20 protein-coding genes are annotated in these 24256 nt (G+C 47.9%); 15 read left to right on the forward strand and 5 right to left on the reverse strand.

What is annotated here, in order from left to right; translation table 11 throughout:
* The first annotated feature begins 9 nt into the window (after positions 1-9).
* The 14 genes from mutS to trxA all read left to right on the forward strand — a co-directional run bounded on the left by mutS (position 10) and on the right by trxA (position 17010).
* The gene (mutS, locus tag M8332_RS02600; protein ID WP_252780637.1) at positions 10-2649 is read left to right on the forward strand and encodes a DNA mismatch repair protein MutS; all 2640 of its coding nucleotides are present in this window, start codon (positions 10-12) and stop codon (positions 2647-2649) included.
* 7 nt (positions 2650-2656) lie between these two features.
* Entirely contained in the window at positions 2657-4582 is a 1926-nt protein-coding gene (mutL, locus tag M8332_RS02605) for a DNA mismatch repair endonuclease MutL (RefSeq protein WP_252780638.1), read from the forward strand.
* Positions 4583-4600: 18 nt separating this feature from the next.
* Positions 4601-5194 carry a Holliday junction branch migration protein RuvA gene (gene ruvA, locus M8332_RS02610; protein ID WP_252780639.1) on the forward strand — a complete coding sequence of 198 codons (594 nt, stop codon included), beginning with the start codon at positions 4601-4603 and terminating at the stop codon, positions 5192-5194.
* A gap of 13 nt (positions 5195-5207) precedes the next feature.
* Positions 5208-6215 (forward strand): Holliday junction branch migration DNA helicase RuvB, encoded by a 1008-nt coding sequence (gene ruvB, locus M8332_RS02615; protein ID WP_252780786.1) that lies wholly within the window; start codon positions 5208-5210, stop codon positions 6213-6215.
* A 69-nt stretch (positions 6216-6284) separates the two neighbouring features.
* Positions 6285-6641 (forward strand): preprotein translocase subunit YajC, encoded by a 357-nt coding sequence (yajC, locus tag M8332_RS02620; protein ID WP_252780640.1) that lies wholly within the window; start codon positions 6285-6287, stop codon positions 6639-6641.
* Positions 6642-6714: 73 nt separating this feature from the next.
* Positions 6715-7827 carry a DNA polymerase IV gene (gene dinB, locus M8332_RS02625; protein ID WP_252780641.1) on the forward strand — a complete coding sequence of 371 codons (1113 nt, stop codon included), beginning with the start codon at positions 6715-6717 and terminating at the stop codon, positions 7825-7827.
* 69 nt (positions 7828-7896) lie between these two features.
* Positions 7897-8856, forward strand: a complete 960-nt coding sequence (locus tag M8332_RS02630; RefSeq protein WP_252780642.1) for a DHH family phosphoesterase — start codon at positions 7897-7899, stop codon at positions 8854-8856.
* Entirely contained in the window at positions 8856-10217 is a 1362-nt protein-coding gene (locus M8332_RS02635) for a DEAD/DEAH box helicase (RefSeq protein ID WP_252780643.1), read from the forward strand. The genes M8332_RS02630 and M8332_RS02635 overlap by 1 nt, the downstream gene beginning before the upstream one ends.
* Before the next feature lie 254 nt (positions 10218-10471).
* The gene (gene alaS, locus M8332_RS02640; protein WP_252780644.1) at positions 10472-13126 is read left to right on the forward strand and encodes an alanine--tRNA ligase; all 2655 of its coding nucleotides are present in this window, start codon (positions 10472-10474) and stop codon (positions 13124-13126) included.
* Positions 13127-13162: 36 nt separating this feature from the next.
* On the forward strand, positions 13163-13585 hold the full coding sequence (ruvX, locus tag M8332_RS02645) for a Holliday junction resolvase RuvX (RefSeq protein WP_252780645.1): 423 nt from the start codon (positions 13163-13165) through the stop codon (positions 13583-13585).
* 17 nt (positions 13586-13602) lie between these two features.
* Positions 13603-13899 (forward strand): DUF1292 domain-containing protein, encoded by a 297-nt coding sequence (locus tag M8332_RS02650; RefSeq protein ID WP_252780646.1) that lies wholly within the window; start codon positions 13603-13605, stop codon positions 13897-13899.
* Between the two features lie 87 nt (positions 13900-13986).
* Positions 13987-14253 (forward strand): cell division protein ZapA, encoded by a 267-nt coding sequence (locus tag M8332_RS02655; RefSeq protein WP_252780647.1) that lies wholly within the window; start codon positions 13987-13989, stop codon positions 14251-14253.
* Between the two features lie 18 nt (positions 14254-14271).
* Positions 14272-16626, forward strand: coding sequence for an endonuclease MutS2 (locus tag M8332_RS02660; protein ID WP_252780648.1), 2355 nt, complete (start codon positions 14272-14274; stop codon positions 16624-16626).
* Between the two features lie 72 nt (positions 16627-16698).
* The gene (trxA, locus tag M8332_RS02665) at positions 16699-17010 is read left to right on the forward strand and encodes a thioredoxin (RefSeq protein ID WP_252750083.1); all 312 of its coding nucleotides are present in this window, start codon (positions 16699-16701) and stop codon (positions 17008-17010) included.
* A gap of 51 nt (positions 17011-17061) precedes the next feature.
* Here the strand turns inward: trxA and M8332_RS02670 are convergent, their stop codons facing one another.
* The 3 genes from M8332_RS02670 to M8332_RS02680 all read right to left on the reverse strand — a co-directional run bounded on the left by M8332_RS02670 (position 17062) and on the right by M8332_RS02680 (position 20388).
* The gene (locus M8332_RS02670) at positions 17062-17265 is read right to left on the reverse strand and encodes a hypothetical protein (RefSeq protein WP_252780649.1); all 204 of its coding nucleotides are present in this window, start codon (positions 17263-17265) and stop codon (positions 17062-17064) included.
* Between the two features lie 96 nt (positions 17266-17361).
* On the reverse strand, positions 17362-18825 hold the full coding sequence (locus tag M8332_RS02675) for an APC family permease (RefSeq protein ID WP_252780650.1): 1464 nt from the start codon (positions 18823-18825) through the stop codon (positions 17362-17364).
* Positions 18826-19209: 384 nt separating this feature from the next.
* Positions 19210-20388 carry an MFS transporter gene (locus M8332_RS02680; protein ID WP_252780651.1) on the reverse strand — a complete coding sequence of 393 codons (1179 nt, stop codon included), beginning with the start codon at positions 20386-20388 and terminating at the stop codon, positions 19210-19212.
* Between the two features lie 95 nt (positions 20389-20483).
* Between M8332_RS02680 and M8332_RS02685 the strand changes: the two genes are divergently transcribed.
* Entirely contained in the window at positions 20484-22085 is a 1602-nt protein-coding gene (locus tag M8332_RS02685; RefSeq protein ID WP_252780652.1) for an ArnT family glycosyltransferase, read from the forward strand.
* Positions 22086-22415: 330 nt separating this feature from the next.
* On the opposite strand, the gene M8332_RS02690 is transcribed toward M8332_RS02685, so the two are convergent.
* Together M8332_RS02690 and M8332_RS02695 are read right to left on the reverse strand one after the other, a co-directional pair.
* Positions 22416-23225, reverse strand: a complete 810-nt coding sequence (locus M8332_RS02690) for an ABC transporter permease (RefSeq protein ID WP_252780653.1) — start codon at positions 23223-23225, stop codon at positions 22416-22418.
* Positions 23194-24123, reverse strand: coding sequence for a metal ABC transporter ATP-binding protein (locus M8332_RS02695; RefSeq protein ID WP_252780654.1), 930 nt, complete (start codon positions 24121-24123; stop codon positions 23194-23196). Before M8332_RS02695 ends, M8332_RS02690 begins: the two co-directional genes overlap by 32 nt.
* Positions 24124-24256 lie beyond the last annotated feature (133 nt).

The raw sequence follows: 24256 nt of genomic DNA on the forward strand, positions 1-24256 counted from the left end.
AGTGAAAGAATGGCAAACAAACCCAAAACAACTGCGATGATGGAACAGTATCAAAAAATTAAGGATCAGTATCCGGATGCCTTTTTGTTTTATCGGATTGGGGATTTTTATGAACTCTTTAACGATGATGCGGTAAAGGGCGCCCAACTACTGGAGCTCACGTTGACCGCGCGCAATCATAATGCTGACGATCCGATTCCCATGTGTGGCGTGCCCCACCATTCGGCGCAAAATTACATTGATACGTTGGTGGATCAGGGTTATAAAGTAGCGATTTGTGAGCAGGTTGAGGATCCAAAGCTAGCGAAGGGGATGGTGAAACGGGAGGTCGTTCAACTCGTGACACCTGGAACCCAGACTGATAACCACGCGGACACTGCCAAGGTGAATAATTACTTAACGGGGGTGGTTTTTGATGCGGAAGCCAACTGCTTTGGCTTAGCCTACCTCGAACTCTCAACCGGAGAAATGATGGCTTGCCAGCTAGATAACAAGGGGGCCGTTTTAAATGAAATTATTAATTTAAATTCAAAAGAAGTGGTCCTAAACAGTACTGAGATGCCGGAGTTAGCCCAGCAGATTAAGCAACTGGGGATTTTAGTATCTGAGGGCACTCCCGCTTCAGTGGCAAACGACCAACTCCTTGCGCACCTGCGTCCCCCTGTGCTCAAACACGCTGGCGAATTATTGCTAACGTACGTGACTGAGACCCAAAAGCGGAGTTTAGCCCACCTGCAACCCGCCCGCGAGTATCAGCCCAGTTCCTTTTTAAAGTTGGATCATAATTCCCAGTATAATTTGGAACTAACTAAAAACATCCGGACGGGCAAAAAGGCTGGGACCCTCTTAGGCATTCTCGATGAAACTAAAACGGCCATGGGGGGGCGCAAATTGAAACAGTGGCTGGAACGGCCCCTGCTCCAACAAGCAGCGATTGAGACCCGGCAACGGTTAGTAGCTACCTTTCTAGAGCATTATTACGAACGAAACGAGCTTAGAGAGGCGTTGGTCCAAGTCTATGACCTCGAACGGTTGGCCGGTCGAATTGCCTTTGGGGGCGTGAACGGGCGCGATTTAATGCAGTTAGCAACGTCCCTCGCGCAAATTCCTAAGCTTAAGCACGTTCTAGATGAATTAGATACGCCCGACTTTACCGAGTTGTACAACCGGCTAGATGACTTAGCAGACGTGCGCGCTCAAATCGAAGCAGCGATTGTGGCAGAACCGCCCATTTCCGTTACGGACGGCGGCGTGATTAAGTCTGGTTATCATCAACAGCTCGATCAATATCGGGATGCCATGAAAAATGGGAAGCACTGGCTCGCGGATCTGGAAGCCCAGGAGCGTAATCTAACTGGTATTAGTAACCTAAAGGTGAAGTACAACCGGGTCTTTGGCTACTTTATTGAAGTTTCGAAAGTTAACCTGCCGAAACTGCCCGCCGATCGGTACGAACGGGTGCAAACTCTAACGAACGCCGAACGCTTTACCACGCCCGAACTAAAGGCGAAGGAAAGTTTGATTTTGGAGGCGCAGGATAAGTCCCAAACCTTGGAGTATGAGTTATTTACGCAACTGCGAGACCAAATTAAACAAGAAATTCCGCGGATTCAAACGTTGGCAAGTGGAATTGCTAGTTTAGATGTCTTACAAAGTTTTGCCCAGGTGAGTGAACGCCAACAATTCGTTCAACCCCAGTTTAACCAGGACCACCGCTTGCAGATTACTAACGGGCGGCATCCGGTGGTCGAAACCGTGCTGGGTCCCCAAGAATACGTTCCAAACAGTATCACCATGGATCCAGAGACGGAGGTCTTGTTGATTACTGGTCCCAATATGTCTGGGAAAAGTACGTACATGCGGCAACTGGCTTTAATTGTGATTTTGGCGCAAATGGGGTGTTTTGTTCCAGCTGAGGCTGCCGAACTACCCATTTTTGACCAAATTTTCACCCGGATTGGAGCCGCCGACGACCTCATTTCGGGGAAAAGTACCTTTATGGTCGAAATGAAAGAGGCCAACCAGGCCCTCCAAACGGCCACTGCTAACAGTTTGATCTTATTAGATGAACTAGGGCGGGGCACGTCAACGTATGACGGAGTGGCGTTGGCACAGGCCATTATTGAATACATTCATAATCGGATTCATGCCAAGACGTTATTTTCCACCCACTACCATGAACTCACTGATTTAGACCAGCAGTTACCCCACTTAAAGAACATTCATGTTGGGGCCGTGGAGCAGGACGGCCAGTTGGTTTTCTTGCATAAAATCATGCCGGGACCAGCTGACAAATCATACGGAATTAACGTGGCCAAATTGGCCGGACTGCCAGACAGCTTACTAGAGCGGGCGCAAACGGTCTTGGATCATTTGGAAGCTGAAAACGGGCAGCAGGTTTCCAAACAGCTGCAAACGCAACCGGACCCGGCGAAAGCATCCAAACCAGCCGACCAACCGACCGCCACCGACCAGCAAATGGAACTATTTACACCGGAACCGGCGGCGCAACCGAACGCAGAGCAGGCGTTTAATCCCACAGAAAAACAGTTGTTAAAGGAAATCAGGCGGACTGATTTGATGGGGCAGACGCCCCTCGATTTAATGAATTTGGTTTATCATTGGCAACAACAACTACGAAAGGAGTGACCGGAGCATGCCAATCATCCATGAATTACCGACCATTTTAGCGGATCAAATTGCAGCGGGGGAAGTTATTGAACGCCCCTCCTCCGTCGTGAAGGAGCTCGTGGAAAATGCCATTGATGCCCACAGCACGCGGATTGATATCACGGTCCACCATGGCGGACTAGCAAGCATGCAGGTGACGGATAATGGGGATGGGATTGCTCCAGAACAAGTGCGGTTGGCCTTTCAACGGTTTGCCACCAGTAAGATTCGGAATCAGGCGGATTTATTTCGGGTTAATTCCCTCGGGTTTCGGGGCGAAGCCCTCCCGAGTATTGCGGCGGTGGCTACGGTAGACATGAAAACCTCGGATGGGGTTCACCCGGGCACAGAACTGCAAATGAAGGGGGGAAAAGTGGAAGCAGAGCTCCCGGCTGCTACCCGCCGGGGGACGACCATCGAAGTGACCGACCTCTTCTTTAATACCCCCAAACGACGCGACTATTTAAAGACCAGCAGTACCGAATTGAGTAAAATCACTGAGACGGTTAATCATCTGGCCCTGAGTCATCCAGAAATCGCCTTTTCGCTCGTTCATGACGACAAAGAGTTACTCCGCACGTCGGGCCGGGCGAACCTGCAGCAGGTGATTGCGGGTATTTATAATAATCAAAGTATCAAAAAGATGATTCCGGTCACGGCGCATAACGAAGACTTTGAACTGGAGGGCTACACTAGTTTGCCGGAGTTAACCCGGGCGAGTCGCAAGTACCTCTCGGTGATTGTCAACGGGCGGTTTGTCCAGGATGCCGAGTTAAACCGGGCGATTATCGCCGGGTATGGTTCAAAGCTGATGGTGGGACGGTATCCAGTTACGGTATTACGGATTACGATGGATCCGACCCAGCTAGATGTGAACGTGCATCCTACCAAGCAGGCCGTGCGGTTGTTAAATCAAACCGAACTAAGCCAGTTTATTACTCACGCCATTGCCCAGACCCTCGCAGACCGGAACTTGATTCCGGCTGCCTTGGATAATCACCACTTCAAAAGTGGGGTGGCACGGCATAATTCGGTGGAGGTGGCGTTGAATTTGACGGATGAGGAATCGCCCGCTACGACCACGGCCGCGCCGGCGAAACCAACAGTAGCACCCCGCACGAAGACCGCAGTTAAACCGGTCATTGTGAAAACTAAGGCGGACTTGGAAAAACCAGCGGTGCAGGCGTTTTTTAAGCACTATCAACAAGAGCGGTTAGCATCCTCAAACCCCACGGTTTCAGAAGCTGCGATTCCTAACCCCACCACCACGAAAAAGACGGCCAAACCTAATGCTTCGGAGTCATTTCCAGTCTTGCGGTATGTGGGACAGGTCCACGGTACCTATCTGATTGCGGAGAGCGAGTTGGGCATGTACATCATCGATCAACACGCCGCGCAAGAACGCATTAACTACGAACAGTTCCGAACAGCAGCGGGAAACGTGAGTTCCGACCAACAAAACCTGTTAGTGCCCCTCGTGCTGGACTACTCCGCTAGTGAAGCCCTGGTCATTAAGCAACACTTACCTGACTTTGCGGCGATTGGACTGACTTTAGAGCCATTTGGGAGCAACAGTTTCTTGGTCCGGCAACATCCGACCTGGATCGGAGCAGGTGAAGAGGAACAGACGATTCGAGAGCTAATTGAGTGGGGCTTGCAGCATCAAAAGCTGTCGGTAGCCGATTATCGCGAACAAGCAGCGATTATGATGAGTTGTAAGCAAGCCATTAAGGCGAACCATCACTTGGACCGGCAGCAGGCGCAGGCCCTGTTGGAGCACCTGCGGCAGTGTGAAAATCCCTATAATTGTCCCCACGGTCGGCCGGTCCTCGTCAACTTCTCGCCCACGGATTTGGAAGCAATGTTTAAACGGATTCAGGATGCCCACGAAGCAGAACGGTGGGAATTTTAACGGAAATGAGGCTAACTGGTGTTTGAATACTTAACTGGAATTGTAACGAGCATTACCCCCCAGGCCATTGTGGTTGAGGTGGGGGGCGTTGGGTACTTAGTGCACGTCGCTAATCCGTATCACTTTGAGCAAGCAGCTGCCACGCCCCAAAAAATTTATGTGCACCAAGCGGTGACGGACACCAGTCAAACACTGTATGGATTTGCCACGGCGGCTGACAAGCAGCTGTTTGAACAGCTACTAAACGTTTCTGGCATTGGAGCTAAAAGTGCGCTCGCCATTATGGCTGGTAACGATAACCAGGGCTTGATCACTGCGATTCGGACTGAAGATGTCCAATTTTTGACCAAGTTTCCGGGGATCGGGAAGAAAACTGCCCGCCAGATTATTTTGGACTTACAAGATAAGCTGGAAACTACCAATCCGGTAGCAACAACCGTTGCGAGTCCGAAGCCCCCGGAGAACGGTCAACTAGCGGACGCCCTAAAGGCGCTGACCGCGCTGGGATTTAAGGAAAAGGACGTGGCACAGATTAAGGCACAGTTGGCCACGGACACCGAATTGACGACCGATCAATATTTGAGTCGGGGCTTAAAACTCTTAACGAAATAGGTGAAAAGGGGGGATAGTCGTGGAGAAGCGAATCATTACGCAAACATCGGATGACGAAGAACGATCCTTTGAACAAACCTTACGGCCCCAAACCTTTGCTCAGTACATTGGGCAAACTGAAATCAAGCGTTCATTACGGGTCTACATTGAGGCAGCTAAGCAACGCGAGGAATCACTCGATCACGTGTTATTGTTTGGCCCCCCCGGGCTTGGGAAGACCACCTTAGCAACGGTAATTGCCAACGAAATGGACGTACATTTAAAAACCACCAGTGGCCCAGCAATTGAAAAAAGTGGGGATTTGGCGGCGCTGTTAAACGAGCTCGAGCCCGGTGATATTTTGTTCATTGATGAGATTCATCGTCTGCCAAAGTCGGTCGAGGAAATGTTATATTCTGCCATGGAAGATTTTTACATCGACATTGTAGTGGGGCAGGGACCAACGGCCCATCCCGTCCACTTTGCCCTGCCACCGTTTACGCTGATTGGGGCTACGACGCGAGCAGGATTACTGGATGCTCCGTTTCGGAACCGGTTTGGAATTGTGGAACACATGAATTACTACCAGCCGGCTGAATTAGAACAAATCGTGCGCCGGTCAGCGCAGATTTTTCAAACGGAAATTCAACCAGAGGGGGCGCATGAAATTGCCCTCCGTTCCCGGGGGACCCCCCGAATTGCGAACCGGTTACTAAAACGGGTCCGCGACTTCGCACAGGTGCTTGGTAAGGAGCAGATTGACGTTGCCAGTGTGGACCAGGCCCTAACTGCGCTCGGGGTGGACAGTAAGGGACTCGATCGAACGGATCGTAAGTTACTAGCTACGATGATTGATTTTTATAACGGGGGTCCCGTGGGCTTAAACACGCTCGCGGCGAACGTGGGTGAAGAAACCGAAACAATCGCAGAAATGTGTGAGCCCTACCTGCTCCAGAGTGGTTATTTAAAACGGACCGCGCGGGGGCGAATGGTAACGCAGGCGGCGTATGAGCACCTGGGGAAACCATTTTCGGCCGATTAAGGCGAAGCCCTAGTCGTTCCCACGTTTTTTTGCTAGAATTAACTTAAAACTGAAACCGAGGTGAGAATAATGGGACAATATGCTGGAATTATTGTAATTATCGTTTTGTTTGCTTTGATGTACTTCTTTATGATTAGACCACAAAAGCAGCAACAACAAAAGCACCAAGAAACCTTAAAAACCTTGAAAAAGGGGGATCACGTAGTTACGATTGGCCGCTTACACGGGGTGATTGATCAGATTAATCGTGACCGGGGCTTGGTAACGATTGATTGCGATGGGATTTATCTTGATTTTGACCTAAACGCGATTGCCAATGTGGAACAACCCACTACAACACAATCAGCACCAGCGCAACCAAAGGCTGACACAGCCAGCGCAGCACCAGAAGCAGGTCAAACAAACGACGAACAAGCTCACAAGTAGGAAATTAGTCTGGCAACAGACTTTTTTTCTAGAGTGATTAGAACATATGTTCGCAAGCGGGGAGGAGGTTGGCATGGACGTCCAAGCAGAGTTACAGCGAATTGTGCAGCACCGCATTTTGCATGTTGATATGGATGCTTTTTTTGCATCAATTGAAGAACGCGAGCATCCCGAGTTGGCTCAAGTACCACTCGTGATTGCGAAGGATCCGCGTAAAACAGGCGGCCATGGAGTCGTAACCACCGCGAACTACCGCGCCCGCCAGTATGGCGTGCACTCGGCGATGCCAGCGAGTCAAGCGCTCGAATTATGTCCGCACGCGGTCTTTAAGGCGCCGGACTTTGAGCTGTTTCGGACCGTGTCTGACCAAATTCACGAGTTATTTCATGAATATACCGACCGGATTGAAACGGTGGCCTTAGATGAAGCTTACCTGGAGATCACTACGAACAAACTGCACCTAGACGATGCGGTGCTTTTGGCGCACTGGTTACAAAGTGAGATTTGGGAGCAAACTCACTTAACCAGTTCCACGGGGCTGTCTTACAGTAAGTTTTTAGCCAAAGAAGCATCAGACTACCGTAAGCCGGCTGGGATGACGGTTATTAATCCCGATGAGGCGCAGGCCTTTTTGTGGGCCCTTCCAATTGGAAAATACCGGGGAGTGGGAAAGAAAACCCTGCCGAAAATGGAAGCACTGGGGATTAAAACGGGGGCTGATTTGTATCAATTTTCAGAATTAGAACTGATGAACCAGTTTGGGAAGTTTGGATACTTTTTATATCGGCGGGTCCGCGGAATTGATGCGCGCCCGGTCGAGTATCAACGAGAACGAAAATCAATTGGCAAGGAACGGACGTACAATCCGTTATTACATAGTCGCGGGGAGGTCCAAACCCAACTGCGCCGCCTAGCAGAATTAGTGGTGGCAGCCTTACAACGGCACCAAAAACACGGGAAGACGGTGGTATTAAAACTGCGGTATCAGGACTTTAGCACGCTGACAAAGCGGGTGACCGAACCTGATTTTTTGCCACTTGATGCCCAGAAACTCTACGAACGGGCCCTCACCATCTTTGATGATTTACCGCCTACTAAGCTGGACATTCGCTTGGTGGGGATCACCGTGACCAACCTGGCCGAGTTGAACTTTCAGACGATTGATTTACCGCTCACGATTAGATAGGGGTTTGCTAATGACCGGAGAAAGGTTATACTTAACTGTTAAAACCTTTGATGACAGGAGTCTTGCACCATGAGCATTCAAACTGAAATTTATGACCGCATTGCGGCGGCCAATCCAATTATTATTCATCGGCACCAGCGTCCGGATCCGGATGCGATTGGCTCCCAAATGGGACTAGCGGCCATTATTCGCGCTAGTTTTCCTGACAAACAGGTTTACTGCGTTGGGAAGCAGTACGCGGGCTTTCAGGAGCTCGGGACGACCACTGAGATTAGTGACGATACCTATCAGCAAGCCTTGGTGATCGTGGTGGATACTGCGAACCAACCCCGGGTTGACGATCAGCGTTTTTCCACGGGGCAGGGCTTGATTAAAATTGATCACCATCCCAATGATGACCAATTTGGGGACTTAATGTGGGTTAACGATGAAGCTTCCAGTGTTTCTGAAATGATTTACGACTGGTACGCGGAAAATCCTGCGTTAAAGCTACCCGATCATGCAGCGGAGTTGTTGTACACGGGGATTGTTGGGGATACCGGGCGGTTTAAGTACCCGGCGACGACGAGTCACACCTTTTGGGTGGCAAGTCAACTAGCCCAGCATGATTTTTCGACGACGGCGGTGGCGCAGAAAGAGGACGAAATTGATGTTCCCTTAGCGCACCTTTCCGCGTACGTTTACCAGCAACTCCACATTACGCCCTCTGGAGCGGCTTACGTGTGCCTGACCAATAACGTGATTGCGCAAATGAATTTGGGCGATGACAGTACGTCAGCTGTGGTACCACTCCCCGGCAACATTGACCAAGTGGTCGCCTGGGCCATTTTTGTGCAACAAAAGGACGAAAGTTACCGCATTCGGCTCCGGTCCAAGGGACCCGCCATTAACGAACTGGCCAAACAACATCATGGGGGTGGCCATCCGTTGGCGAGTGGTGCGACAGCTGCTGATGCCACTGAAATTAAAGCGGTAATTACCGAACTAGACCAACTTACGACTGCTTACAAACCAGAAAGGAACGCTTAATGAGTGCTGCTTTTAAAGATTATCATTTTCAACCCTTTATTATGGACGCGCTAACGGACCTGGGCTTTCAACGCCCCACGCCCATTCAGGCGCAGGTCATTCCCACGATTCAGCACGGCAAAAGTCTCGTAGGTAAATCGGCAACTGGGAGTGGGAAGACCCACGCCTTCCTGTTACCGTTATTTGACCAACTGGATCCGACTGACCAGCAACCGCAGTTGGTAATTACCACCCCCAGCCGGGAACTGGCTTATCAAATTTACGAAAACATCAAACAACTCGTTCGTTTTAGTCCGGCCACGCTTCACGTGGAAAACTACGTGGGTGGAACCGATAAGGAGCGGCAACTAGAAAAATTAGACCGCGAACAACCCCAGGTGATTGTCGGGACGCCGGGACGGATTTTAGACATCGTTAAGAGTGGAAAATTAGCAATCAACGCGGCCCAACGGTTGGTAATTGATGAAGCTGATATGACGCTCGACTTAGGTTTTTTAGCGGACGTTGACCAAATCGCCGCCCGGATGGCAAAGGAGTTACAGATCATGGTTTTTTCGGCCACGATTCCACCTAAGTTACAGCCGTTCTTGTGCAAGTACCTGAAGAATCCGGTGATTACTGACATTCCTACCGAGCACGTGATCAATGGCGATGTTTCCAACTGGTTAATCTCCACGAAGGGGAAAGATAAAAACCAGCTAATTGCCCAGTTACTTACGATGGGGAATCCCTATCTTGCGCTGGTATTCACGAATACGCGAACCCGCGCGGATGAGCTGGCCGCGAACCTGCAAGCGCAGGGCTTAAAGGTGGCGACCCTCCATGGCGGTATGCAACCCCGGGTACGAAAGCGGGTCATGAAACAGATTCAAAACCTAGATTTTCAGTTCGTAGTTGCGACCGACCTCGCGGCACGGGGGATTAACATCCCCGGCGTTTCGTTGGTGCTTAACGATGATGTGCCGACCGATCCAGAGTACTTTGTGCACCGGGTTGGCCGGACTGGACGCAACGGAATGCCTGGGACGGCCATCACCCTGTATACTCCAGATGAGGAAGCAAAAATTGCTGAATTAGAGGCCAAAGGAGTCCAGTTTCAACCAAAGGAAATCAAACACGGTGAAGTGGTTGATACGTATGACCGGCGCCGTCGGCAACAGTACCGCGGGCACCACAATCGGTTAGACGGGTCTACCCTCGGAATGATTAAGAAAAAAAAGCAACAGGTCAAGCCGGGCTATAAAAAGAAAATTAAGCGTGCCATTAAACTGAAGGATGATCAGAACCGAAAGGTCGAACTTCGGCAGCAAATTCGCGCGAAAAAAAAGCAGAAAAAGCGCAGTTCACAACGCTATCAATAATTGACAATGATGGGTGTTTCTGACTATAATTTGCTTGTGGATATCCGGGTTACTGGTTGGTTTAACAGAAAGGACGCATAGCTGAGACCGTCTAAAGCACCAGTAACCGTTGGGCTCCCACACGAGTGTGCATAACACACCGCTCCCCGCGTTATCAGGGTTAAAGAGGTTAACGACAACATCGTTGCAAACAGAGTGGTACCGCGTTTCGGCGTCTCTGGTCGCAACGGTGTTTTTTATTAAAGGAGGCCAACATGAAACAACTTAGCAGTGGACAGATTCGGCAGATGTTTCTTGATTTCTTTCATGAAAAGGGGCACGAGATCGTGCCAAGTGCATCGCTGATTCCGAAGGATGATCCCACCTTACTGTGGATTAACTCGGGAGTTGCCACCATGAAGAAATATTTTGACGGAACGGTAGCACCCGCTAATCCGCGGATGACGAGTTCACAAAAGAGCATTCGGACCAATGACATTGAAAACGTGGGGCGGACCGCCCGGCACCAAACTCTGTTTGAGATGCTAGGCAACTTTTCGGTCGGAGACTACTTTAAACAAGAGGTCATCCCGTGGGCCTTTGAATTGCTCACCAGTGACAAATGGTTTGGCTGGGATTCAGACCGGCTGTACGTCACCTATTATCCTGAAGATACCGAAACCAAGAAATTGTGGGAGCAAGTTGGGATTGCTCCCGATCATTTAATTCCAGCTGACGATAACTTCTGGGACATTGGTCAGGGACCGTCTGGACCAGATTCTGAAATCTTTTACGATCGTGGTGCTAAGTACGATGACTTAGCGCCAGATGACCCGGAAAACTATCCTGGGGGTGAAAACGAACGGTACTTAGAAGTTTGGAACATTGTGTTTTCCCAGTTTAACCACACGGCTGCCGGAACCTACGAACCGTTACCGCGAAAGAATATCGATACGGGGATGGGGTTAGAACGGGTGGTGTCAGTCTTTCAAGCTGCTCCCACTAACTTTGAAACGGACTTGTTTCTACCCTTGATTAAGCGCACTGAACAAATGAGTGACCACCGCCAATACGGTCAAACCGCTGACGATGACATCGCGTTTAAGGTGATTGCCGATCACATCCGGGCCATTACCTTTGCGATTAGCGACGGCGCTCTTCCGTCAAACGAGGGTCGCGGGTACGTGATTCGTCGGCTCCTCCGGCGGGCAACTGTGAATGGGCATCAGCTCGGGATTACCGGGGCTTTCTTGTACCAATTAGTTCCCGTGGTGGGCGAGATTATGCAATCACACTATCCGCAGGTGTTAGAACAACAAACTTACATTCAAAAAATTGTAAAGAGCGAAGAAGACCGGTTTAATGCAACCCTTAACGACGGGATTAAACTCCTCGATGACTTGATTGCAAAGACCAAAGCCGCTGGGGCCGATGAAATTGCTGGGGCCGATGCGTTTCAACTGTACGATACTTACGGTTTTCCCTTAGAACTGACGGAGGAATACGCTGGTGATCGGGGGATTAAAGTTGACGAACCCGGCTTTGATCAGGAAATGGAACAGCAACGCCAGCGAGCACGGGAAGCTCGGGGTGACAAAGGTTCAATGAAGGTGCAACGGGATCTACTTTTAGATTTAAAAACGCCAAGTGAGTACGTGGGTTATGACCAGTTAACGGTTCCAGCTGCGACGGTAACGGATATTATCGTGGACGAGCAGTTGGTTGATCAGGTTACCAGTGGAACGGCCGAGGTGCTTTTTGATAAAACCCCGTTCTATGCTGAAATGGGTGGTCAGGTCGCCGACATTGGGAAAATTTATGCTGAGGATGGGACTGAGGTTGCCGAAGTTATAGATGTCCAACATGCACCCAACGGGCAAAACTTGCATACCATTCAGGTAACCGGCCCCTTAACTCAAGGGCAACCTTATCGCTTAGAGGTTGACCGCAACTTTCACGCGGGAGTTGAACGCAATCACACTGCGACCCACTTGTTAGATCAATCACTACGAACGGTGCTTGGTGGGCACACCGAACAAGCCGGCTCGCTCGTTAAACCGGATTATCTGACCTTTGACTTTAACCATTTTGGTTCGGTTACCCAAACTGACCTGGCAAAGGTAGAACGCATGGTCAACGACCAAATTTTTGCTGGATTACCAGTGGAAACGGTGGTGACGGACCAAAAAACTGGGAAAGAAATGGGCGCCATTGCGCTTTTTGATGATAAGTATGGCGATCAAGTTCGGGTTGTAAAGGCTGGGGACTTTTCCGTCGAATTTTGTGGCGGGGATCACGTCCACAACACGAGTCAAATTGGGTTGTTTAAGATCATCTCTGAAAGTGGAGTGGGTGCTGGGATTCGACGCATTAAAGCCGTTACTGGCAAAGCGGCCTTTGACTACCTGAACGATGAAGAAAAGATGCTCACAGAAATTGCGCAAACGGTGAAGGTGCCGACTAATGAACAAGCACCGGGTCGGGTCAAAGAACTGCAAGCCCAGATTAAGACCTTAGAAAGCACGCAGGAATCGTTGGAAGCTAAACTGGCTAACCAAGAAGCCCAGGACCTCTTTACGAACCCAGAGACGATTAACGGCGTTACGTTACTAACTGGTCAGTTGGAAAATGCCAACATGAACCAGCTCCGGGAACTAGCGGATACGTGGCGGAATGAATCCCGGTCAAACGTGTTGGTGTTAGGGACTGAAACCGATGGCAAGGCCAACCTGTTGGTGGCAGTTGATGAAGCTCACGTCCAACAGGGCATTAAGGCCGGCGATTTAATTCAGGCGATTGCGGGTCACATTCAAGGGGGCGGGGGCGGCCGACCGAACCTCGCTCAGGCCGGCGGGAAAAACCCCACTGGAATTCCGGCAGCGCTCACGGCTGCTTCGGAATGGTTAGCCACGGAAACGGCCGCTAAATAGGCGGTCACTGCCGTTATTAAATGATAGGATGTTGGAATGAAAATTATGGGATTAGACGTCGGCTCTAAAACGGTCGGTGTGGCAATCAGTGATGCGCTGGGCTGGACCGCGCAGGGCATTGAAATTGTACCAATTAACGAGGACGAAAAGGAATTTGGCTTAGCGCGGATTGGCGAACTCATTACGGCCAACGATGTCCAGTTAGTGGTGATCGGATTACCGAAGAACATGAATAATACGGCTGGCCCCCGAGTAAAGGCGTCCAAACGGTATGGCAAGATGGTTCGGGCTCAGTTTCACGTTCCCGTTGAGTTTGAAGATGAACGGCTCACCACGGTCGAAGCAGAACGGATGCTGATTGAAAAAGCAGACGTTTCCCGGGCCAAACGGAAAAAGGTTATTGATAAAGTGGCCGCAGAATTAATTTTGCAGGGATATTTAGATCGGAACCATGGCTAAGCCAAAGGAGAAGACAGATGGCAGATGAAGCACAAACAGAACAAATTACCTTAATTGATGAAGATGGCAACGAAATTTTATACAACGAGTTGTTTACCTTTTCATCAGATGATTACGGGCGCTCGTACATTTTGATGTACCCGGCTGCTGAAGCGGGCAACGACAGTATTAACATTGAGGCGTATGCCTTACCCAAGGGATCGGATCCGACCGCGCCCGACGATGCAGATTTAGAACCAATTGAAAGCGACGCCGAGTGGGAAATGGTTCAAGAAACGCTGAACACGTTTTTAGATCCCAACGGTAAAATGTAAGTGAGTATGAAAGGAGGGTCGGCCCGTTAGTGGGACGCCCCTTTTTTTGTTATCCATGATAAAATAGACCATATTGGAGGGATTGACGTGAATAGCAAACGAAGATTTAAAACTCGCATTGGTAAGAAGGAATACACTCTGATTGGGACGGCCTCCGATCAGCACATGCGAGCCGTGGCCAAGCTGTTAAACGATGATTTGACCAAGTTAAAAAACCAATCCCAAACGCTGAGTGATGAAGATGCAGCGATTTTACTGGCGTTTAATGCCATTTCAGAGCAACTGGATAAACAGTTGGAACTGGATCAGTTACGGTCGCACCGTGCTAGTGATGATTCAGAGCCAACCGAGTAAGTTGGGTAGGATGAGATCATGAACGAAAAAATTTTACAGACATTAGAGTACCAACGAATTAAGGATCAGCTCGCCCCCTTGCTAGTGACGGAGGCGGGACAGGCAGAGTTGCAGCAACTCCTTCCCAGTTCCGATCAGGCCACGGTGCAACGGTGGTTGGATGAAACTGACGATGGGGCTCAGTTACACCGGTTGAATCGGCTCTTACCACTGCCAAAGCTCAAATCCATTACACCGGCGGTCAAACGGCTTGGGGTTGGAGCGAGTTTGAACGGAAAGGAACTTGCTCGGATCAGTGCAGTGTTACGAGCCAGTGCCCGGGTGCAACGTTTCTTTGCTGAATTAGAAGCGGACCACGTTCACCTGAACTTATTGAATCAAGAGGCAGAGACCTTTGCCAGTTTACCAGACCTTGCAACGCGTCTGCGGCAGTCGATTGATGAAAATGGGTTTTTAAAGGACGATGCATCTGCAACGCTTCGATCCATTCGTCGGCGCATTTTACAACTCCAGGGAACCATTAAGGGGCGGATGGAAAGTTATCTGCACGGCAAGAAGGCCAAGGATTTGAGTGAAACGGTCATTACGATTCGGGATGATCGGTACGTCCTTCCAGTGAAGTCTGAAGCCAAGCAAAAAGTGGGCGGGATTGTCCACGACCAGAGTGCGACGGGGCAGACGTTGTACGTTGAACCTGCCAGTGTTGTTGGTTTAAACAATGACTTGCGGAGCGAGCAGAGCAACGAACGAGAAGAAAGTAAACGAATTCTGCGGGAACTATCGGATTTGTTGCGTCCCAAACGATCGGCGTTACAAGGAAATGCCCAAAAATTAGGTCACTTTGATTTTATTAACGCGAAGGCACGTTACGCCGCCCAGACGCAGGCCACCAAGCCCCGCCTTTCTGTTACCAACCAGGTGGAGTTAAAGCAGGCGCGGCACCCGCTAATTAATCAGGATCAGGTGGTTGGAAATGATTTGACCCTCGGGTTTACATACCGCCAAATCATCATTACGGGTCCCAATACCGGGGGGAAAACGATCACAATGAAAACCCTGGGCTTGTTACAATTAATGGCACAATCGGGTTTATTTGTAACTGCCAACGAAGGGAGCCAGGCGGGCTTGTTTGACGAAGTGTTTGCGGACATTGGTGATGAACAGTCGATCGAACAAAACCTGAGTACCTTTTCGTCACATCTGGATAACATCATTCAAATTTTAAACCAGACCACTAAGCAAAGTTTGGTATTAATCGATGAACTGGGGGCGGGGACCGATCCGCATGAAGGAGCGGCCCTGGCGATTGCCATCCTGGATGCAATTGGTGCCAAGCAAAGTGAGGTGTTAGCCACGACTCACTACCCGGAACTAAAGGTGTACGGGTATAACCGACCGGAAACAACCAACGCTTCAATGGAATTTGACGAAGCCACCTTACAACCAACCTACCGGCTGTTAATGGGAATTCCCGGTCAAAGTAACGCGTTGAGCATTGCCGCGCGCCTTGGGTTGCCAGCCAACATTGTCGCTGAAGCTCGTTCGCTTACCAGTCAGGACAGCCAAGAAATTAATCGGATGATTCAGCAACTAACCAAGCAGACCAAATTGGCAGATGAACGGGCCCGGACGCTTGACCACGAGCTCACGGAAGCCACCGCCTTACATGCGGAGTTACAAACTAAGTTTACCCAGTTTACGGAGCAACGAGATCAGTTGTTAAACACCGCCAAGCGGGATGCTAACCAGCTAGTTGCGCGTACCAAACGGGAAGCCAATGCCGTGATTGCTGATTTGCACCACAAGCAAAAGCAGGGTGCGGCCATTAAAGAGCACGAAATCATTGCCGACCAGGGAAAACTTAATGCGTTAGAGCAGCATCCAGAACTAAAGCACAATCGGGTGCTGAAACGCCAAAAAGCCCGCAAACAGTTCCACGTGGGTGACGACGTCTTAGTGAAAACCTACGGGCAACGAGGCGTGCTGCTGAAAAAAGTTGGAAACCATGACTGGGAAGTGGAACTTGGAATTTTAAAGATGAAGGTGGCCGAAGCCGACTTAGAAAAGATGGAACCAGAAAAACCAAAGGCTAAACCAAAGGCCACCGTGCGTCGGACCAGTTCAACGGGCTTATCCACCACTTTGGACCTGCGGGGCGTGCGGTATGAAGATGCGATGCAGCGTTTAGATCGCTACATTGACGCGGCGCTCCTGGCGGGGTATCCTTCGGTTACGATTATTCACGGCAAGGGAACCGGCGCTTTGCGAACCGGAGTCACGAATTACCTGAAACGGAACCGGCAGGTCGCCTCCTTTGGCTTTTCACCAGCGAATGCTGGTGGAGACGGGTCAACGGTGGTAAAATTCAAATAAGTTTAAATGATTGTAATTTTGCCCAAACTTGTTATACTTACAGATAGTAAGTGAATTAAGGAGGAATTAAAAATGGTACATGAAATTACAGATGCAACTTTTGCAGAAGAAACGGCAACTGGAACGGTCGTAATTGATTTTTGGGCACCATGGTGTGGTCCATGTAAAATGCAAAGTCCAGTGATTGAAGAACTGGCAAACGAAGAAACGGGAATCAAGTTCTGCAAGATGAACGTTGACGACAACCAACAAACTGCTGGTCACTTTGGAATCATGAGTATCCCGACCTTGTTAATCATGCAAGACGGACAAGTGGTTGACCAAGTGGTTGGTTACCACCCCAAGGCACAATTACAAAAGACGTTGGCTAACTACACGGCCTAAGTAAAAAAGGAAGTCCACATTGTGGATTTCCTTTTTTAGTAACGAGAGTAACTAGGGAGCATTGGTGTGCATTACGGCAATCAACACGACCAGCATGCCAATTCCGCCTAGGCACAAACAGTACACTGCTTCTAGCAAGTGATTAAAGCGGGCAAGTTTAGTTTCAGCGTGAAAGAGCGCTAACAAGCCTTGGAGCAGGAGGCAGACTAACATGACCAGTACTAAAGCGGCTGCAACAATTTCTTTTTTACTCATTTCATCACTTCTTTCACGATAACTTTTCAATCTCATTATATTATGAAATCAAAAAAAAGAGCCACATAACGACTCTTTTTTGCTTAATTTGATAATTTACAGGTTTTCTTCGATTTCATCATCACGGTCAGGAGGAAGTTTGGAATCAGCATTCTTGTAACCATACGCAAAGTAAACGATGACGCCGATTAAGAACCAAATGATGGAATAAATTTTAGCTTGAATATCTAAGCCCAAGAAGACCATGAGCGAACCCAGGAAGCCAAGAATGGGCAAGATGGGGAAGAATGGTTGCCGATAAGCGGCAGTTGGTAAGGATTTACCTTCGCGTTTGCGCAAAGGGTACATTGCTAATGAAACGGCCATGAAGGCAATCAAGGTTCCAGCAGAAATTAATTGGGCGAGGAAGGTGAAGGGGAAAACGGCTCCCATGATCACACCCACCGCAGTAATAATCCAGAGGGCATTGGACGGGATGTTCTTGTGATTTAAGCGACCCAGCTTTTGGGGGAGCATTTTATCACGCCCAAAGGAGTAAATTAACCGGGAACCGGCCATCATCATTCCAATCAAAGCAACGAGCATTCCGACGACGGCAATTGCTTGCACGACTGATGCAATGATAACGTGGCCTTGTTGCCGGAGCGCCCATCCAACTGGTTCGGCGTTGTTAGCGTACATCGTGTACTTAAACATCCCCACTAAGACGAGAGATACCGCTACGAAAAAGAGAGTTCCAATGATGAGGGAACCAATGATTCCACGGGGCATCGTTTTCTGGGGATTCTTAGCTTCTGCCGAGTTAGACGCAATCGAATCAAACCCGATGTAGGACAAGAAGATGGTTGAGATTCCAGCGTAGATTCCCTGCCAGCCACCAAACATGGTGCCATCGGCGTTTGGATGTGGCTTTGGGAAGAAAGGAACGTAGTTTTGGGCTTTAATGGCAGTGGCTCCGACTACAACAAAAACTACAATTGCAAGTAGCTTTAGGACTACAAGGATGTTGGCCACCTTAGTCGTTTCTGAGTCTCCCCGTAGCAAAATGAAGGTAACGATGGCCACTACGAGGACGGCAATTAGGTCAAAGACCCCACCGTTAGTTCCGAGGGGAAAGGCTAAGGCGTTGGGTAATTTCCAACCCAAGGGAGAAATTAACCCCTGGACGTTGGCCGATAAACCAGCCGCCACGAAGGCCACGGCAATCAAGTATTCGGCGAGTAGGGCCCAGCCCACGACCCAGCCCCAAAATTTACCGAATAACACGGAAATCCAGGAGTAGGCCGAACCAGCAAAGGGTAGAACTGAGGCCATTTCGGCGTAGTTCATGGCCACTAACCCAGCGACGACGGCTGCCAGTAAGAATGAAACAACCACTGCTGGACCGGTATAGTTGGCGGCCACTAGTCCTGGTAAGGTGAAGATTGACGTGGATAGAATCGTTCCTAACCCCAGTGCTAAAAAGTCTTTCACGGTTAAGGTTTTTTCCAGTTTTTGATCCTTGTTGGCATAAAACCGAAAATCAACCTTTTCGTTCATTTTTTTGAAAATGTTTTTCATGTGCTCCTCCTTTGAAGCTTGTTGAATTTTAAATCGGGAATTCAACTAGTTTGGTGTGGCTCCCCTAGATTGATTCAAAGCCAAACTGATTCGGTAATGATTGCTTAAACCGCTTTCTCCCTCCTTTATAACAAAAAACCACCCAGAATCGAGAAGAAACTGGGTGGTTAAAAGGAGTTCTCCAAGTCCCACGCCAGTTTCTTTGGTGAAGCTGTGTGGACCTAAACAAGTTTCCAATGACTAGGCTTGCGTTGCATTATCCACACGTCGGCTGCGAATTACGACTAAAATGAATAAGGCAATTAAGCTGGTGGCCGTGGACATCATTGGAAAGGCTCCTTTGTTTAAGATTTTTTAAAAGTATAGGCTGTTTTAAAAAAGCTGTCAACCATAATTATGATTTTTTAAGAGGTGGAACGTTAAATACCAGGTCGTGAACAAGCCACTGGCAGTTAAAGCGGCCCCACCGAATCCGAGCGCATCCATGCCCAAATGGCCGACAATCAAGCTCCCACAGGCTGACCCAACGGCAATGCCTAGGTTGCTAAAGATGGGATTGAAAGACGAAGCCAGCACCAGTGATTGGGGATAATCAGCCTCCGCAATGGACATGTAAAAAAGTTGTAACGTAGACCCAGCCAGATAAATGGTAAAGCCCATGATTAGGATGGCGCCCATCACTACCCAGGCAACGTTAAAGCAGAGCGACGTTAGTAGCATGGCCACTAACTGCAGACCATAAAATTTGAGGCTCCGTTGTAAGCCGTGGTTAGCTGCTAAATTTCCACTATACTGGTTACTGAATAACGAGGCAATTCCATACAGAACTAAGAAGATGGTCACAAAGCTCAGACTGTAGCCAAAGTGGTTCGTTAAGATGGGGGTTACGTAGGTATAAACGACGTATACGCCTCCCAAATTAAAAACGGGAATTAACACGCCCAGTAGAATCCGGCGATCCGTGAGAATGTGAAACTGTTCGCTAAAATGTTGTCCCGGTTGTTGGTGAAGCGTGCCTGGCAAGGCCAGATCAAAGCTACCCAAGACTAGTAGTGCCAGTCCGGCAATGAGAAGGAAAATCAGCCGCCAGCCTAACAGCCCACTTAACCAGGTCCCCGCGGGAACGCCAAAGACCGACGCAATGCTGAAGCCGGAAAAGACCCAGGCTACAATCCAAGCCCGCTTTGTTAGCGGGGCAATGTGGGGGGCAAAGGTAATCGTAATCGAGATCGTGACCCCGGACACGAGGGCGGTTATGATCCGACTAATGGTCAGCACCATAAAGTTCGGTGCGAGAGCAGAAAGACCGTTGCCACAAATGAAAATTCCGAGCACGACGTTCATAACCTGTTTGAGGGGGCGTTTTCCAATTAAAAGCGATAAAATGGGAGTTGAGATGGCATAGATGAGCGCAAAAACGGTGGTTAAAAATCCGACCTGCGCAAAACTAATGTGAAAAGTATGGGCAATGTCACCTAAGACCCCGATGATGATAAATTCGCTCATCCCCAAGGTGAAGGCGATGGCAATCAGAATGAGGGTTTGGGCGCGAAATGATTTCATAAATAAAACTCCTTTAACTAAAAGGCAACCATTTGTCTAGCTTAGCAAAAAATCCCTGAGGTCAACAGCCCAAGAATGAATGAGGCGAAATAATTATGACAACGAAACCGCACCACTTAGCAAGGTGGCGAGCACTCTTCCTGTTAGGCTGGAGTGCCCTTTTGATTGGAATTTTTTCGTATAGTTCGCCACTATACGATTTTAACTACACGGGCGATAACAATAATTACCTAACGGTGGGTAAAGCCTTGATGCACGGACTAGTGACCTACCGGGACGTGTTTGAACAAAAGGGTCCCTACGTTTACTTGTTGTATGGAATTGCGAGTCGGATTTCGTTTACCACCTTTTGGGGGGCGGCGGTTTTGGAGGTGCTCGGCCTCTGGCTAATTTTACTGGGAACCCAATCCTTAGCCCGTCGGTGGTTTACATCCCGTGGAGCACTAATAATTGCCAGTGCGGCGCCCCTGTTAGTGCTGATGGAACCTTACTATAGTTACGGCGGGACTGTCGAATTTTGGGTCTATCCAGCAGTTTTGAGTGCGTTTTTAGTGGTGGTCACAGCCCAGCAGCTTCCTGATTTATCGCGCTCCATGTGGTTGGGGCAGGGGGTATTAGTTGGAGTGGTGTTTTTATCTAAGTACAGCCTGTTGGGAACCTGGGTAGCGTTCTTTGGTTTTCTAACGGTGTGGCTGATGTGGCAACGGAACTGGCTGGGAATCTGGCGGATGGTACAGGGAGCGGGAACAGGATTTTTGCTCAGTGTTGTGCCCTGGCTGTGGTATTTTACGGCCCGGCATGGCTTGTCCGCGTTTGTTCGGGTTTACTTTGTGGATAATTTGACCCTCTATAGTAAGAACCAGGGCACGCCGCTGGTGAAAATCCTGCATTCCGGAGCAGCGCTCGGCCACTTTTTGGTGGTTGAGCAACCTGGATTACTACTGTTGGTCGTCGTTGGTCTAATTTGGTTGGCGCGTTTTTCCACCTTTGCAACCCCCACAAAGTGGTTGTTAGTTACAATGATGCTGAGTGGGGCTGTCTTAGCTTTATACGGGGGCCAGTTTGGACCATATTATGACTTGGCGTACTTTCCGAGCATCCTCGTCTGTGCCATTTGGACCCTAGTAGCGATTAGAAACTGGAAGGTCCTTGCCAACCTGCAATTGTGTAAGATTCCGTTTAAACGAACCATGGTAGTAGCTTTAGGGGGAATCTTTGTCGGGTTATTGCTGGTAAATCAGAATCCGTGGATGTCGCGGCTGGTCCCGAATAACCCTTCGGTAACGTTGCATCCCACGTCCCAGCGACAGGTTCCAGCCCAAATTCAATTTGGCCGAATCATGCGCAACGAGAGTCATGGGCGGCCTACGCTACTCACGTTTGATTTTTTAGAAAACGGTTTTTATCTAACCTCTGGGGCGTATCCGACCGTTTATTTTTTTGAGAAAAATAACATTCCTGAGCAAAAGTTACCCGCCATGTTAGCAACGGGGGTTCGGGCGCTGCGCCGGAAACAAGTTGAGTGGGTGGTGCTGGCTACGCCACCAACGGCCCACTGGGAGCAGGCCCCAAATCTACAAACTAGGGGTGGACGTGCTGGAATCAGCGCGGTGCACCAGAACTATCACTTGGTTGCGACCCATAGCCAGCTATCCCAGGGGAATCCCACGAAGTACTGGCTATTTCGGCGTAATTAAAAAGGGGTTTCTAGGTTGTACTGCCCCATAAAAGTTAGACAAAAAGCTAATTTTTATGACTCTTTGTCAACTGGTACTGATGGAGAAATCGTTTAATCAATGTGTCTGACCCTAGGTGCAGAAATCCTTAATAGATTCTGTTGCCTTTTGTTTATAATTCTGGGAGAAATAGTTGTTTAAAAATGAGATGAGCATTCTAATTCTAAAATTCTGGCCACTACGATGACCATCAGCAGCCGTTAAAAATTCATGATTATCGTACTGCTATTGTGGTTTTCAAAGATCGTTCGAAATAAATTTGTAATTTGCCATCTCAATTGATTTCATGATTTATCTTTCCTGTAAGGTCAAATGGATTCTTTTTAAAGTAGCGCAGGTAACTATAAACATGATAATTGTTGGAATTAAAGAAATAATAATTAAACTTATATCCCATTTTCCATATGCAATTGAGCGAAGAGCTCTTAGTTGATATGTTAAGGGATTAATGTCCGACAACAAGATTAAATATTTAGGACCAAATCCATCTAAATAAAACGAGGGAGCAGTAAATGCAATTGGAGCAAATACTAATTGAATCACGATATCTCTTTGCTGATAGTTTTTAAACATGGCGCTACAAAAAATGCCTAATGAACTCCAAAAAATTAACATTAAGGTTCCTACTAGTACAGCGACTATAAAGTTAGGCACGTATGAATTAATCCCGGTTAGGATTAAAATAAAATATAAAATTAAGGACTGATATAAATACCCCATAATTGGGAAGTTACTCATGCCTAAGACATAATAAACTGGTTTAACGCCACTAAGGAATTTAATTGCCATTAACCCAAATTGTTTATCAACAGTACTTCGATAAATGGCATTAGACATTTGCATTGTCATAATTAATCCAATTACACCAACAACTGCATAGGCTGAGTAAGGCAGCTCTAAACCTCTATATTTTACTGGTCCAATTGAATATGATATTCCCATAACTAGAAAAGCGTAATATAAAAACGGTTGGATGGTCATATAGACCAAGGACCCTAAATTACTTTTAAATGCCTTAAATTCATTTAAAATGACGATTAACATTCCCCTTAATCCAATTGATTGATTTCTAAAGTTGTTTGGATTCATTTTTTCTCCCATTTTTCTTCATAATTGTTAAATATTGTTCTCTTAGACTAGGTTGGATCGTCTCAATTTTTGCAATGACTTCATTATTTTTGGCTAATACGTTAATTGTATTCAGTAAAGCACTTTTTTGAATTGTAATTATATGATTGCTTAGCTGATGAGCATGTTCAAGTTCTGTTAATGTTTTTGCTTTAAATCCATTTCCACTAGTAGTGATTTTAATATCATTTTGTGGACCGTTAGAATTTACAAATTTATCCATTTCACCTTTGAATTTTATTTTTCCTTCATCAATAAAGATGATTTTATTGGAATATTCTTCAATGAGTGTTAAATCATGACTAGAGATTAAGACCAATTTGCCCTCAGCTGCTCTTGTTTTTAAAAATTGAAATAATTTTTCAGAAGTTTCAACATCTAAGCCCGTTGTTGGCTCATCCAATAAATAGATGTCTGGTGCTTTGGATAATTCCCTAGCAAGTTGGACTCTTTGTTGTTGTCCGCCAGAAATATGATCCATTGCTCGATTCCTTAAATCATAGATACCTAATAATTTTAAGAAGAAGTTAGTTTTTTCTTTGCTTTCCTTCAAACCTTTACCAGATAAGAGGGGACCTAAAATTACGTTATCAGATACTCTAGTAAACCAATCCACTAAAGGGAATTGATGACAAAAACCAATTTTAGAAAAGACCGGCGTTTGTAAATGATCGAGATCGAGTGAAATCGCTCCACTAATTGGTTGTAATACCCCAATCATGGTATTAATTAACGTAGATTTTCCTGCTCCATTAGCTCCTACTAGGGCATAAATGTTTCCGCCCCTAAGATTAAGCTGTACGTCAGACAAGACGGGCTTGGTTTCGGAACGATAACCGATTTTTGGGCAATTAATGTCTATTTTTGGCATTTTTTGGTCCTTTCTGATTGACATAGTTTGTTTTTAATTATAATTTATATTAATTTAAATGGAAATGAGAAAAATAAAAATGCCAAAAGATTTCCAAAGCTTAATTGATGGCTTACAAAGTAAAAATTAGACA

This window comes from Fructilactobacillus ixorae (assembly GCF_024029915.1).
Classification (GTDB): domain Bacteria; phylum Bacillota; class Bacilli; order Lactobacillales; family Lactobacillaceae; genus Fructilactobacillus; species Fructilactobacillus ixorae.